General features: G+C 34.0%; 14 protein-coding genes. 3 read left to right on the top strand and 11 right to left on the bottom strand.

Going from position 1 to position 14,583, the window contains the following annotated elements:
* Positions 1–168: 168 nt before the first annotated feature.
* On the top strand, positions 169–1,980 hold the full coding sequence (locus FOL89_RS04620) for a TonB-dependent receptor plug domain-containing protein (RefSeq protein WP_144281679.1): 1,812 nt from the start codon (positions 169–171) through the stop codon (positions 1,978–1,980).
* Between the two features lie 52 nt (positions 1,981–2,032).
* Positions 2,033–2,749, top strand: a complete 717-nt coding sequence (locus tag FOL89_RS04615) for a DUF2490 domain-containing protein (protein ID WP_144281678.1) — start codon at positions 2,033–2,035, stop codon at positions 2,747–2,749.
* Here FOL89_RS04615 and FOL89_RS04610 read toward each other — a convergent pair.
* From FOL89_RS04610 to FOL89_RS04560, 11 genes are all read right to left on the bottom strand, one after another.
* Positions 2,746–3,192 carry a phosphohydrolase gene (locus FOL89_RS04610; RefSeq protein ID WP_089744421.1) on the bottom strand — a complete coding sequence of 149 codons (447 nt, stop codon included), beginning with the start codon at positions 3,190–3,192 and terminating at the stop codon, positions 2,746–2,748. The two genes, FOL89_RS04615 and FOL89_RS04610, sit on opposite strands and share 4 nt — an antisense overlap.
* 104 nt (positions 3,193–3,296) lie before the next feature.
* Positions 3,297–3,596 (bottom strand): hypothetical protein, encoded by a 300-nt coding sequence (locus tag FOL89_RS04605; protein WP_144281677.1) that lies wholly within the window; start codon positions 3,594–3,596, stop codon positions 3,297–3,299.
* 122 nt (positions 3,597–3,718) lie between these two features.
* Positions 3,719–4,228 carry a GNAT family N-acetyltransferase gene (locus FOL89_RS04600; protein ID WP_144281676.1) on the bottom strand — a complete coding sequence of 170 codons (510 nt, stop codon included), beginning with the start codon at positions 4,226–4,228 and terminating at the stop codon, positions 3,719–3,721.
* A gap of 59 nt (positions 4,229–4,287) precedes the next feature.
* On the bottom strand, positions 4,288–5,652 hold the full coding sequence (locus FOL89_RS04595) for an MATE family efflux transporter (RefSeq protein ID WP_144281675.1): 1,365 nt from the start codon (positions 5,650–5,652) through the stop codon (positions 4,288–4,290).
* Positions 5,653–5,724: 72 nt separating this feature from the next.
* A complete protein-coding gene (locus FOL89_RS04590) occupies positions 5,725–6,909 on the bottom strand; it encodes a sigma-54-dependent transcriptional regulator (RefSeq protein ID WP_144281674.1) in 1,185 nt (394 codons plus the stop codon).
* A 55-nt stretch (positions 6,910–6,964) separates the two neighbouring features.
* Complete coding sequence (locus FOL89_RS04585) at positions 6,965–7,624, bottom strand: YggS family pyridoxal phosphate-dependent enzyme (protein WP_144281673.1); 660 nt, start codon at positions 7,622–7,624, stop codon at positions 6,965–6,967.
* Positions 7,625–8,135: 511 nt separating this feature from the next.
* Positions 8,136–9,002 carry a polysaccharide deacetylase family protein gene (locus FOL89_RS04580; protein WP_144281672.1) on the bottom strand — a complete coding sequence of 289 codons (867 nt, stop codon included), beginning with the start codon at positions 9,000–9,002 and terminating at the stop codon, positions 8,136–8,138.
* Positions 9,003–9,116: 114 nt separating this feature from the next.
* Positions 9,117–9,848, bottom strand: coding sequence for a DUF72 domain-containing protein (locus FOL89_RS04575; RefSeq protein WP_144281671.1), 732 nt, complete (start codon positions 9,846–9,848; stop codon positions 9,117–9,119).
* Positions 9,849–9,875: 27 nt separating this feature from the next.
* Positions 9,876–12,611: a heavy metal translocating P-type ATPase gene (locus tag FOL89_RS04570; protein WP_144281670.1), complete on the bottom strand. Its 2,736-nt coding sequence runs from the start codon at positions 12,609–12,611 to the stop codon at positions 9,876–9,878.
* Positions 12,612–12,773: 162 nt separating this feature from the next.
* Positions 12,774–13,334, bottom strand: coding sequence for a helix-turn-helix domain-containing protein (locus FOL89_RS04565; RefSeq protein WP_144281669.1), 561 nt, complete (start codon positions 13,332–13,334; stop codon positions 12,774–12,776).
* On the bottom strand, positions 13,331–13,726 hold the full coding sequence (locus FOL89_RS04560) for an acyl-CoA thioesterase (RefSeq protein WP_144281668.1): 396 nt from the start codon (positions 13,724–13,726) through the stop codon (positions 13,331–13,333). Before FOL89_RS04560 ends, FOL89_RS04565 begins: the two co-directional genes overlap by 4 nt.
* Positions 13,727–14,196: 470 nt before the next feature.
* Here FOL89_RS04560 and FOL89_RS04555 point away from each other — a divergent pair, with 470 nt between their 5' ends.
* On the top strand, positions 14,197–14,559 hold the full coding sequence (locus tag FOL89_RS04555) for an RNA recognition motif domain-containing protein (protein WP_089744441.1): 363 nt from the start codon (positions 14,197–14,199) through the stop codon (positions 14,557–14,559).
* Positions 14,560–14,583: the final 24 nt, after the last annotated feature.

Raw genomic sequence — 14,583 nt, 5'->3', positions numbered from 1 at the left:
ATTGAAATGGGAAAACTGCTCAGAGATTTAATTACACATTTAATGAGAAAAAGGTAGATCTCACATGTTCTTTAAAGATGCAAAACTGCATCTTTTTTTTATGATAATTATCACGTTTTAATTTAACGAAAGTCTGCTAATTTTGAAAGCTTCAAAATAATAAAGGTTATGAAGAAAAAATTAGGAGCTATTTTTTTGTTAGCAACATTTTTTTTTGCTGAAGCGCAGATAAAAACATCAGAAATAGATTCGGTGCAGATTCAGGGGAAATTTATAGCAACTACTTATAAAAATGCCAACCAGAATATTTCAATTATTACAAGAGATGAAATTATCAATTCTCCTGCAGTAAGTATTGATGAAATTCTTCAGCAAATTCCGGGAATGGATATAAGAAGAAGAGGAGCCAACGGAGTACAGAGCGATTTAGGATTCAGAGGAAGTTCTTTCGAGCAGGTTCTGATCCTCATCAACGGTATCAGAATGAATGATTCTCAAACAGGGCATAATTCTCTTAATATTCCTGTTGATCTTGATGATGTCGAAAGGATAGAAGTGATTAAGGGGCCTGCTGCAAGAAGATTCGGACAAAATGCTTATGCAGGGGCTATCAATATTATTACCAAAACTCATGTAGGCAAAAATGTAAAAATAAGTGCCAATGCAGGAGATTATGAAACATACGGTTTTGGATTTAATGCCAATGTAGGAAACGAGAAATTCTCAAATTCTTTACAGGCAAATTCCAATTCATCGCAAGGGTACCGCTATAATACGGATTTTGAAGTCAGAAATGTATTTTACCAAAACCACCTGAATATCAAAAACGGGAGCCTTAAAATGCAGGCAGGATTTTCAGAAAAGAAATTCGGAGCCAATGGTTTTTACGCTTCGCCACTTGCGACAGAGCAGTATGAAGAGTTGCAGGCTTCCATCATCAGTATTGCTCACCAGCAGAGTTTTGGGAAATTTAAACTCAATTCTAATGTTTATTGGAGAAGAGGACAGGATATGTATCTTTTCAACAGAGAAAAGCCTGAAATTTACCGAAATATGCACATCGGAAATAATGTGGGAGGAGAGGTTAATTCGAGTTATATTTCAAGTTTGGGAACGACTGGTTTAGGAATCGAATTGAGAAAAGAATTTTTATCCAGCAATAATTTAGGAGACAGAGAGCGTTTTGTTACGCAGGTATTTTTTGAGCATCATTTTTCATTTTTTAATAAAAAACTAAATATTTCTCCCGGAGCTTCCTGGGCAAATTATTCTACGAACGGAAACTTCTTTTATCCGGGAGTTGATGTGGGGTATACCTTTTTTGAAAATAACAAAATCTATGGTAATATCTCAAAAGTTCACAGAGTACCGACTTTTACCGACTTGTACTATACAAGTAAAACTGAGCAGGGAAATCCTAACTTATTGCCGGAAAGTGCTGTTTATGCAGAGCTGGGCTATCAATATCAAAACGCAAATGTTTTAGCCAAAGTAAGCGGCTTTTACAGAGGCTCTAATGATGCAATTGACTGGACTAAAATTTCTTTGCAAGATCCCGTTTGGTATTCCAGAAATATTGGAGATACCGAAATTAAAGGATTGGAAGCAGAAATAAGCCACCAGATTTTAAGCTGGATGAAATATACATTAGGTTATACATATTTGGATAATAAGCTTAAAGATATTAACGGGCTTAATTCTCGCTATGCTCTTGATAATCTTAAACATCAGTTTGTAACAAAACTTCAGACCAGATTTCTGAAATATTTTACCAATGAACTGGTATACCGATATAATGACAGAATAAATCTCGGAAGCTATCATCTTGTAGACGAAAAGATCAGTTTCAATAAAAACAACTTTTCCGTTTATGCTTTGATTAACAATGTTACCAATACAGAATATACAGAAACATTTGGTGTACCAATGCCTCAAAGATGGTTTCATTTGGGAGTATCTTACAATATTAATATTAAGTAAACTTAACATTACGGTACTGTTAATTGTTCTATTTTTGCAAAAATTTTTTTGGATGAAACTTATTTTAAGTTTGGCTTTATTAATGAGCCTTAATTTGGTTAAATCACAGGAACATATTTCAAGTTTCAATGCTATTACACTTACTTATAAGTTTCATCCGAAATTTTTCTTGTATGGAGAAACCCAGCTGCGCGGAATTGAAGAATATTCTTACCCAGATTATTACGAAATAAAAGGAGGCTTAGGATATAATCTTACCAAAAATCATAAGCCTTTCATAGGAATCGGAAGATATGTGACTTATAAAGACCACAGACTTAGTAGAGAAGAACTGAGGATTTGGTTGCAGGATGTAATCGATGTAAGAAAGGGGATCGTAAAGTTTGAAAACAGATTTCGTGCTGAGAAATCTTATTTTTATGATCCCAAAAAAGATGTAAAAACAGAAAGAATGCGTTACAGATACAGGCTGAATATCTCTGTGCCGCTCAATTCCCAAAAAATAGAGCCAGGAACTATTTTTGCCAATGCATTTGATGAAATGTTTGTTGTAAGCCCAAATAAACCGACTTTTGCAAGAAACAGGGTGTATGGCGGAATGGGGTATCAAATTGACAAATATTTCGGAATCCTTTGTGGTTACCTATGGCAAAGAGAGTTTGAAGCAAAAGGAAACCGCAATCTTCACTTTGTTTATTTTGCACTCAACATTAATATTGACGACAGCGGAAGTGAGAAAAAAACTTATCACTTCCCGGGACTTGATTAATATTTTTCTGAAAGATAGCGGTACGCTTTCAAATATTTGTTGAATCTGTGAATATCTTTTTGTGTCAGCTCACGGTTTACCCTTCTCAGATCCATATTATCCCGCAGATCATTAAGTTTTACAGCGACAGCAAGAGGAGATCTTTCAGTACGTTTGATAAAATCATCATACACTTCATCAGGATCAAATTTGGTAAGGCAGCTTACTGCAAATAAAATATACTCGGGAAAACCTTCTGACCGCAAATATTCAAAACTGAATTCTTCAGGATGATCCTCAACAACATCATGCAAAACCCCAACGATTTTTTCGTCAAGTGTTTTTCCGTATTCCATTACCCGCATTACATGAGCGATGTATGGAGCATGATATTTATCTTTTTGACCTTTATGTGCTTTATCTGCTATTTTTATAGCCTTATTCAGAAGTTCTTCTTTTGTCATTTTATGTAAAAGTAAATTACAAAAATAAAAAACATAAGAGATAAACTTAATGATTCATGAGATAAATCTCAGAATTTTATCCACATTCTTGTATGGTTCTGTTTTTATTTAGATGCAATTTTAGATTTTAAAGCCGGTTCCAGTGCGTTTGGCATTTTATGTTTTGTGCTGTCTGTTGGTTGAGCTTTAAAAGCTGAGTACAAATGAGTTTTTTCAGGTTGATGAACAGGCATTTTGTACAGTTTTGCTATCGAACTGTCCAGCGGTTTTTTAGAAATAGAATCAAAAACTACCGTATTTTTCTTATCAAGAAATTTTGAGCGATCAATCGGAAGCGGTTTAATTTCTGTTTGTGCTGAAAGCAAACCTGAAAAAGTAAATATCCCAACAATTAAAATTTTCATTTATCAATATTTATGTTAAACTTTTATTTTTAAATCTCTAATTCAGGACTAATGTACAAATTATCTCCATATCTAAGGATTTATCAGAATGTTTTAACGAAAATTTAACCGGATTATTATACTTAAATATCCACATTGTTTATTTTTAGAATAACTCCATTATGACCGTCAAAATCAAAATCTTTGTCGTACTTCATTCCGATTTTTTCTAAAACTTTAACAGACGCTGTATTTTCTTTCATTGCTCTTCCGATAATCGTTTTTAAATTTAATTTTTTAAAACCATAATCAATACAGGCTTTAGCACTTTCGGTAGCAAATCCCTGATTCCAAAAATGTTCAAAAAATCTGAATCCTATATCGGTTTCATCTGATTTTTCATCATATTTCAACCCACACCATCCTAAAAATTGATTGCTAGATGAATTGATAACTGCCCATCTTCCGTAACCATTCCTTTGATAATCAGAGTAATTTTTGAGAAAATCTCTGGCTTCATCAATATTTTCAAAAGCAGAATTTCCGGTATATTTGATAACTTCTGGATTCAAATTTAATTCATAAAACCTTTCTGCATCGCTAATGTCCAATTCTCTTAAATAAAGACGTTCAGTTTTTATTACAGTTTTCATAATTTTTATAGTAGGCTCAAATTTATAATAAAAAAAGCGATCAAAAGACCGCTTCATTTTTATATTGGATTTGTTTTAATTCTTTTTGCGGATAAATTAAGGAAACGTTTTACCAGCATCATCGCAGAGATCGTAAGTCCCAATCCAAGTGCAATCCACATTCCGAGTGCGCCCATTTCCATCGTCACACAAAGAAAATACCCTAAAGGCATGGTGATTAACCAATATGCAATAAAGGTATAAATAGAGGGGATTTTCACATCCTGTAATCCTCGAAGCATTCCTAAAGCAGTGACCTGAATTCCGTCAGATAGCTGGAATAAGGCTGCAATAATCATCAGTTTTGATGCCAATATAATAACTTCTACTTCTTCAGGTTTTGTGAAAAATGTAGGCAAAATATTTCGCCCCAAAATGAAAAGCAATCCGCAGAGACACATGAAAAGAAAAGCAATTTTGAGATTGTTGACCCCGATTTTTCTGAGTTCTATAAAGTTTTGTTCGCCCAGTTTTCTTCCTATCATTACAGTCGAAGCTACGCTGAATCCAATACATAAATTGAAAGTGAATGAGGCCATACTCAGGGCAATCTGATGCGAAGCGATATCGTGAGCAGAAATCAATCCGCAGATAAATGCAGCACCGGCAAATGCAGTGACTTCAAAAAACATCTGCAATGCGGTAGGAAAGCCCAATCTTACCATTTTTTCAAACATTTTTTTAGAGAAAACCTGTAATTTCAGGGAAAAGTCTTTGATATATGTTCTGGTTTTAGGTTCTTTTAACAAAACATAATAGAGAAAAATAACCATAAAAATTCTTGCGATTAAACTTGCCAAAGCAGATCCTTTTACCCCCATTTCTGGAAAAACCCACAGACCTTTGATGAAAACATAGTTTAAAACAATATTGATAACATTGGCAATAATTGTAGCTTTTGTTACCCCGATTGTATATGACAAACCTTCCGATACTTCCCTTAACGTCTGAAAAGCCATAAAAGGAATAATACTGATTGCCATAATCGTAAGAAAATCCACCGTATCCGGAATAATTTTTTCGGGTTGACCAGAATGATAGAGCAGTGGCATTCCTGCAAGTAATAATGCCATGAGGATAATTCCTACAGTCATGTTGATGATAAAGCCATGACTGAAAACGGAATTAATTGTTTTATGGTCATTCTGAGAGTGCGCTTCCGAAACCAAAGGCGGGATAGCAAAGGAAAATCCTAATGCCAAAACAAACATTGAGAAAAATACTCCGTTACCCAGAGAAACAGACGCCAACGCATCTGCTCCCAGAAGTTTACCTACAATAATATTGTCAAAAAGATTTACAGAAACCTGCCCAACCTGCGTAAGCATCACGGGAAGAGCTAATGTAAGTACTTCTTTGGTGTAGTTTTTATTTAAAAAAGCCATATAGTTTTACAAAAAAAATTTGCAGTATAGTTTACTGCAAATTTTTAGAATTTATTTTAATTTTTGATTAAATTATTTCCTTACAAAATTCGCAACATCCTCTTTAGAAACAGTGTTTCCACCAAGAATGATCAATCTTTCTACCACATTTCTCAGCTCTCTGATATTTCCAGTCCAGGAAAGCTCTTTCAATGCGTCAATAGCAGTAGCATCAAAGCTTTTCAAAGCAGTTCCGTGCTCTTCAGAAATAAGTTTTGCAAAATGCTCAACCAGAAGTTTGATGTCGTCTTTTCTTTCATCCAAAGGCGGTACATAGATCTCAATTACAGAAAGTCTGTGATACAAATCTTCTCTGAATCTTCCTGCTTCAATTTCTGTCTGCATATTTTTGTTGGTTGCAGCCAAAACTCTTACATCTACTTTTATTTCTTTATCACTTCCTACCGGCGAAACTTTACTTTCCTGTAATGCTCTTAAAACCTTTGCTTGTGCAATAAGGCTCATATCACCAATTTCGTCTAAGAAAATAGTTCCACCGTTTGCCTGCTCAAATTTACCCTGTTTGTCTTTAATAGCTCCTGTAAACGAACCTTTTACGTGTCCGAAAAGTTCAGATTCTATCAATTCGGAAGGAATTGCGGCACAATTGACTTCCACCATAGGTCCTTTTGATCTTTCACTCAAGTTATGAATAGCATGAGCAACGAGTTCTTTTCCTGCTCCATTAGGTCCGGTAATCAAAACTCTTGCATCAGAAACTGCAACTTTTTCAATCATGTCCTGAATCTTTTTCAAAGGAGCAGATTCACCGATCATCTGATACTTTTTGCTGACTTTCTTTTTCAGGGTTTTGTTTTCAGACTGAAGATTTTTATTTTCTTTCTTTAATGTCTCTTTTGCTAAAGCATTTTTAACGCTGGTAATTAATCTGTTGATGTCGATAGGCTTAGAGATAAAATCATAAGCACCATCTTTCAGGCAAGAAACCGCAGAATCAATATCAGCATGACCAGAGATCATAATAAAAGTAGATTCGGGTTTCAGATTTAAACTTTGCTTTAAAAGCTCTGTGCCGGAAAGTTTCGGCATTTTAATGTCTGAAATTACCAATGCAAAATCTTCTTTTTCAACTTGTTTGTAGCCTTCCAGCCCATCATCGGCAATTACAAATTCATAATCAGTGAGTTCATCGGAAAGGATACTGTGAAGTACTCCCGAAATTGCTTTTTCGTCTTCTACTATAAGGATTTTTTGCATAGTTGCAAATTTAGTTAATTTTTGCTTGATTATTAGCAAATATCATTCCTAATCTTTATTTTGAATAATCTCTTTTTCCAAAAATTGCTGAGCCGACACGTACCGAATTGGCACCGCATTCCATGGCAATAGGAAAGTCGTCACTCATCCCCATTGATAATGTTTCAAGTTTGTGAATCAGGCTCAGTTTATTAAAAAGATTTTTTAGTACTAAAAATTCTTTTCTGATCTGATTCTCATCATCAGTAAATGTTGCCATACCCATTAATCCTGTAATTTCAATATTTGAGAATTCACCATTGGTAAACTTTTCAAACAAAGATTCAGCATCAGAAATTTCAAGACCAAATTTACTTTCTTCTTCGGCTATTTTCACCTGAAGTAAAACTTTTATTTTGCGGTTGTATTTTGCAGCTTCCTTATTAATTTCATTGAGAAGTTTTTCCGAATCAACACTCTGAACAGTATCAATAAATTCTGCAATATATTTGACTTTATTGGTCTGAAGATGCCCGATCAGATGCCACTGAATATCTTTCGGAAGCAATGGCTGTTTTTCTGCGAGTTCCTGTACTTTATTTTCACCAAAAACTTTTTGTCCGAGATCATAAACCTCCTGAATTGCTGAAACCGGATGCGTTTTAGATACCGCAACCAACTGTACATTTTCCGGAAGTCTGCTTTTTATTTGTTTGTAATTTTCCTGAATACTCATAACTGCAAATTTCTGAATTTTAAATTTAAAATAATGCTAGATTTTACAGAAGTTTAGAACCATTAAGGTTGAGTAAGAAGTTAAGCTTGTTTTAATTGCCTGTTTAAAAAATTAGTTCTTCGACAAAAAACTATGGAATTGAATTTCATTAACTTAAATTCTCTATTCTTTTGTCCTGAAACAAAAGAACCAAAAATTCAAGACTTGGAAACTCGGCTAAAATTTTGAGATCTTTTCTAAAATCTCCAAAAACTCGTGCGGAAATAAGGCTTGTCATTCAAAACAAGATTATTGCCGCCACTCAAACAATGGAGATTTTCTAACGGAAATGTTTAAAAATTTCTAAACGCCTCCGTTTCCTATGTCGAGATAAATCCAATTCATAATAATTTAATTTTCACAATTAATTTAATGGTGAAGAGCCAAAATTTTCTTGATGACGCTCAATTTCTTATTTCATTTAATGCTTCAGTTTCTAAAAGCGATTAGACTAAATTTATGTAAAATAAAATCAGTTCAGAACCTCGTTGATTTTCGGATATGACGAAATCTTTCTGAAAATAAACCTGTTGGATTTTTGAAGCTTGGCAATAAACTGATCCAGCTCTTCCACAGAATCTGCATCAGTAAGATACTGATCATGCGTAAGAAATACCAGATGTCTTGATGTTTTCTCAAGATCGTTAAAGAAAATACTGTCTACTTTTTTCAGCATTGCTTCGTGATTTCCTTTTAGCGTCATTTTAGGGGTAGGTTTCCATTCAAGATCCCAACCGATGATTTTATATCCCGCTTTCTGTAATTGGTTGGCAGCTTCTGAAGAACTTTTAATATCTGTTACGTTGATATTATTGAGTCTCCAGATATTTCTTCCGGGTGTTCTTGCAATTTTTCCCGGAAGTTTGAGGCTGTCTTTTGCTCGGTCAAAATCTTTTACAACCGCTTCGGGAATTTTGTAATATTCAGAATATTTATGATGAGCATGGGCATAGCTGTGATTAGCAAGTTCTATCAAATCATTGCTTCTCATTTTTTCTACATCAGCTGTCTGTTTTTTGCTGTCTGATGCATGTTTTCCTATTAAAAATGCTGTAGCACAAACATTTCTTTTTTGTAAAATTTTCAGGAGGTTTTCGGTTCCTCGGTTAGGACCATCATCAAAGGTAAGATAAATGACTCTTTTATCTGCCGGAACTTCTTCATCTTCCACGGTGACGGGTACTTTTGCGAGGGGAGGCTGTTTGCTAAGAATCTTCTCAGATTCTCTTGTTTCATACTTTTGGTTACAACCAGTTAAAAATACTGATGCTGCACTCATCACTGCAAGCATCCCAAGAAAAGACTGTTTTAAAGACTTTTCCGCAAAAGTTTTGTTCATAAAAATTAGTGGAAATTAAATTGTTAAAAATTGTTAAATTTTACAAAATAAAGTCAACAAATTCCATACCACATTATTAATTTATTTTCACTTTTTAATGAAATTTTAATAAAATTATTTTCGCATGATTTTTTTCAAATAAATAGCATTTTTAACGGCTGCTGTTCCCCATGTATTATTAAAAAAAACAAACCCTTTTCTTTCTGATCTCATAATACTTTCGGCTAAAGCTTCCAGTTCATTTTCAGAATATTCAGATTTGTAGAGGACAGGTCTTCCATGGAGACGATAATAAAAAAGTTTGGGATGATTGATTATAAACTCATCAGAAAGATTTCCAGGAAAGCTTACGCCTGAGAAAATGACATTTTTTGACTGAAGAGCCGAATAAATGTCATCATTCCACCAAGAATTATGACGGAATTCAATAACATTTAGGTAATTAAAATCTAAATTATTTAAAATTGAATCTAAATTTTCATTTGTATTTTTGAATGAGGGCGGCAGCTGATAAAGAAATCCCGCAAGTTTATCTTGTAAATGAGTTTGAATGTGTCCACAAAATTCCTTAATTTCATCTTTACAATCTTTCATGCGCTTTTCATGCGAAATAGTTTTAGGAATTTTAATGAAAAATTTAAAGTCTTCCGGTGTTTCGTCAAACCATTTCAATAATGTTTTCGCGGTAGGTTTTCTATAAAAGGTTGAGTTGATCTCAACGGTATCAAATTCTTTAGAATATAAAGTCAGAAAGTCTTTACTTTGGGCATCTTCGGGATAAAAAGAACCTTTCCAGTCGTTGTTGTAGAAACCTGAACAGCCGATGTAAATATTTTCTTCTTTCATATCTTATTGTCATTGATAATCAACAATTTATTTAATATCCAAATCCACAGAATTCAGTCTTAATGAATTTAAAATCACAGATAAAGAACTGAAACTCATTGCTGCTGCTGCAATCATTGGTGATAAAAGGATTCCAAAAAAAGGATACAACAACCCTGCCGCAACCGGAATTCCCAAGACATTATAAATAAAGGCAAAGAATAAATTTTCTTTGATATTTTTCAATAGTTTTTCGCTTAAAATTTTAGCTTTTGCTATTCCTGTAATATCGCCTTTTAGTAAAGTAATTTCTGCTGTTTCAATCGCCACATCGGTTCCGGTTCCCATTGCGATCCCAATATTTGCCTGGGCTAGAGCGGGAGAGTCGTTGATTCCGTCGCCGGTCATGGCAACAATTTTCCCTTGCTGCTGCAGTTTTTTCACTTCATTCAGCTTATCTTCAGGAAGGCAACTGGCTTTAAAATGTTTGATTCCCAGCTCATCAGCAACTGCTTTTGCGGTATTTTCATTATCTCCGGTCATCATGATCACATCAATTCCTTCATTCATTAAATGCTGAACGGCTTTTTTAGAACTTTCTTTAATTTTATCAGTAAAACTTAAGAATCCTAATACTTCATTTTCTTGAGAAATGTAAGAAATTGTGTGCGCTTTAGACTGTACTTCTGACGCTTTTATCTTTAAATTTTCGGGAATCTGAATAGAACTAGACATTAAAAGGTTTTCATTTCCTAAATAAACAGTTTTTCCATTGATAATTCCTTTTACTCCTTTTCCGGAAATGTTTTCAAATTTTTCTACTTTTTCAGCGTTAATATTTTCATTTTTGGCTTTTTCAATCACGGCATTCGATAAGGGATGTTCTGAATTCTGATTTAACGAATAGGCAAGTTTTAAAATTAAATTCTGATCAGACTGACTGTTGGTTTCTATATATTGTAAAGAGGGTTTACCTTCCGTTAAAGTTCCTGTTTTGTCCGTAATCAGAACATTTACTTTATTCATCTGCTCCAAAGCTTCGGCGTTTTTGATGAGAATTCCGTTTTTGGCACCTTTACCGATTCCCACCATTAATGACATTGGTGTTGCCAAGCCTAAAGCACACGGACAAGCCACAATCAAAACTGCCACAGCATTGATAAAAGCATATAGCGTTTTTTGATTTTCCGGTCCGAAAATCTGCCACAGAACAAAAGTGATGAAAGCAACTAAAATGACCGCAGGAACAAAAACTTTTGCCACCTTATCCGTCAATTTCTGAATCGGGGCACGGCTTCTGCTTGCATCATTCACCATTTTAATGATTTTGGAAAGCAAAGTCTCATCGCCAACTTTCTCCGCTTTCATGATGAAAACCTGATTTCCGTTAATGGTTCCTGAGGTTACCAGATCGTCTTTACTTTTTTCAACAGGAATGGGTTCTCCTGTAATCATACTTTCATCCACGGTAGAATTTCCTTCAATAATTTTTCCATCAACAGGAATTTTTTCACCTGGTTTTACCTTTAATATATCTCCGATTTTTACTTCTGAAAGCGGAACTCTTTTCTCTTCGTTGTTAATAATCAGATTTGCTTCATCGGGAGAAAGATTCATCAGTTCTTTAATGGCGTTTCCAGTTTTTTTATGAGCTAAAGCTTCCATCAGCTGCCCAAGAATGACCAAAGTCATAATCACACATACTGCTTCAAAATATAGAGGTATTTCATGATTGTGTCCCCGAATTTCGTGCGGAAGCAAATCAGGATAAACTAAAGCAATAACACTGAAAATAAAAGCTGCAGCCACACCTAAAGCAATCAGGCTAAACATATTTAAGTTCCATGTTTTGAATGAAACCCAACCTCTTTTCATCAAAAACCAACCGGAATAAAATAAAACGGGAAGTGTAAGAATCAGCTCAAAAATGCCCTGAATCTGATGAGAAAAAGGAAAATTAATAAACATCCCGCCCATTGATAAAATGAAAACCGGGATGGTAAATGCTAAAGAAATTATAAATTTTCTTTTTAAAATGCTGTAAGTGTCATCGGTTTCTTTCTCGCCTTTTTCAGGATATTTTACAAGATCCATTCCGCAGACAGGGCAGCCTACATTGCTATCATAAGTCTTATTTCCTTCACAAAACATCGGACAATAATATCTTCCAGCCATGTCTTCTGTAATTTTTGGAGTTTCATGTTGGTGGTTGTGATGGTGATGAGAATTTGACGAGGAATTTTTAACCAAATCTTCCGTAATTTCTTCCAAATGCATATGACAAACAGGGCAGTCGGTTTTCTCATCGTATACTTTATCATCTTCACAAAACATCGGGCAGTAATATTTACCGATATTGTGTTTGAAATTTTCTGGTAAGTTTGTAGAAGAATAGGTGGGTTTGTAATCGGGATCTTTTGCTAATTTTTCCTCAATCGGAACCAGATACATGTTACAGACCGGACATCTTTTTCCCTGCTGAAAATAGACTTTATCACCTTCGCATTCCATCGGACAATAATACACTGATGAAGGAGAAATGCGTTCTTGCGGTTTTACAAAAGTGTGATCGGGATTTTTTGAATCTTCAAGCTTATAATTTCCAATTTCAGAAAGTGATTCATTGATTTCCGATAAATTGATTTCGTTATCTGAATGGATTTCTACTGTGCTGTTTTCAAGGTTGACATCAGCGGAAATTCCTTCCAGGCTATTAAGTTTTTCTGAAATTTTTTTCTGACAACCCGAACAGGTCATCCCTAAAACTTTATATTTTTGGTGCATAATTATAAATTTTATATTACAAATCTCCGAAAAGGATTTTGTAAGCTGTTATAAATTTAGGGATAATGTTTATAATATTCGGATTACAGAGTCGGAGAATATGAGCGTTTAAGAGCTGTAAAATTTAAAATTATAATTTTTTACATTAAAATACTCCAGCTCTCAGATCTGATCCAACGGTTTTCTGTTGTGAGCTTTCATTTTTTTAAATTCAGTAGGGGTGAAGCCTGTAATTGTTTTAAACTGGGAAGATAAATGCTGAACGCTTTTATAGCCTAGTTTTCCGGCAATTTCTGTTAAAGAAAATTCATTGTAAAAAAGCAGTTCTTTTACTTTCTCAATTTTTTGAAGAATAAAGAACTGTTCGATCGTTACATTTTCGTTTTGCGAAAAGGTTTTGGAAAGTAAACTGTAATCTTTGTATAATTCGGAACTCAAAAATTTTGATAACAGAAAATTTTCCTCAATATCAAGATTGCTGATTTTCAGAATGATAATGTTTTTAATTTTACCAGTTAATTGATGCGAAGAATCTTTGATTCTTTCAAAACCGGTTTCCAGAAGACGGTTTTCAATAAGTTCAGTATCTTTCTGTGAAATCTCAGATTTTGTTTCTACTTCACCGAGATTAATAGATTTTATTTTAATATTCAATTCCTCAAAAATAACTGAAACAGCTGCAATGCACCTTCCGCAAACCATATTTTTTATGAATATTTTCATTCTTTTAGCTTGATTCTGTCTTTTACAAATTCAACCTTAGTTTTTCCATGCGGAAAAGGGTTGCCGTTCTCATCAAGGTTTACCATGACAATTTTGTCAACCGTAATAATGGTCTGATGAGTCATTTTATTTCTTACTTCACATCTCAAAGTAAGAGAAGTAGAGCCAAAACTGGTTACTTCAATACCGATTTCGATAATATCTCCCTGTTTTGCGGAACTTACAAAATTGATTTCTGAAATAAATTTTGTAACCACTTTTTTGTTTTCCAGCTGGATTACTGCGTACAAAGCAGCTTCTTCATCTATCCACTGTAGAAGTCGTCCTCCAAAAAGGGACTGATTGGGATTTAGATCTTCAGGTTTTACCCATTTTCTTGTATGATAATTCATAGTTGTAAAATTATACTACAAATTTAGACTTTAAAAGCTGCATTTTCAACTTAACTGAATTTAGTAATCCTAAAACAGCAATTTATATTCTCAATAAATTTTCCTTTTAGAATATATGATTTTAATTTATTTACTGATTGTTATGAAATAAAAGTTACTTTTTAGGAAGATATTTATGCTTTAAAGACAAGACTGTTAAAATTCAGAAACTCAAAGGACTATAGTAAATATTTATTCCGAACCGAAGTTATTTAAATTTTATTCATGGAAATTTGATGATGAATTAATACTTTTTATTAAAATAATCCTTTAGTTGAAAAATTAACTAAAATAAATTTAAAAAAATATTTTGCCATGCAATTATTAATTGTATCTTGCAGGCGTTTATATTTGGAATCAATATTATGTTCATTATTATGTTGCTTTTCTTTTATATCCCCAATTTTTATTAATTTTTTAATTTTTTTTAAATGAACATTTTTGTTTCAAACATCAACTACGCAACTAAAGAGTATGAGTTGCACGATTTATTTGCAGAATTTGGCGATGTATCATCAGCTAAAATCGTAACAGACAGAGAAACTGGTCGCTCAAGAGGTTTCGGATTCATCGAAATGGGTGACGCAGAAGGTCAGCAAGCTGTTGACGCGCTTAATCAGAAAGAATTCAACGGAAAAGTTCTTAATGTTTCTGAAGCTAAGCCAAGAGAAGAAAAACCAAGAAGAAGTTTCGATAATAACAGAAGCGGAGGTGGTTATGGTAACAATCGTGGTGGAAATGGCGGTGGTTACGGAAACAGCCGTGGCGGAAACGGCGGTGGAAACCGTTGGTAAAAAAATGAAGCGGCTTTCGAGCCG

Source organism: Chryseobacterium echinoideorum (assembly GCF_007474535.1).
Lineage (GTDB): Bacteria > Bacteroidota > Bacteroidia > Flavobacteriales > Weeksellaceae > Chryseobacterium > Chryseobacterium echinoideorum.
The sequence above is the reverse complement of the archived record's forward strand: the minus strand, read 5'-3'. Positions and strand labels throughout refer to the sequence as shown.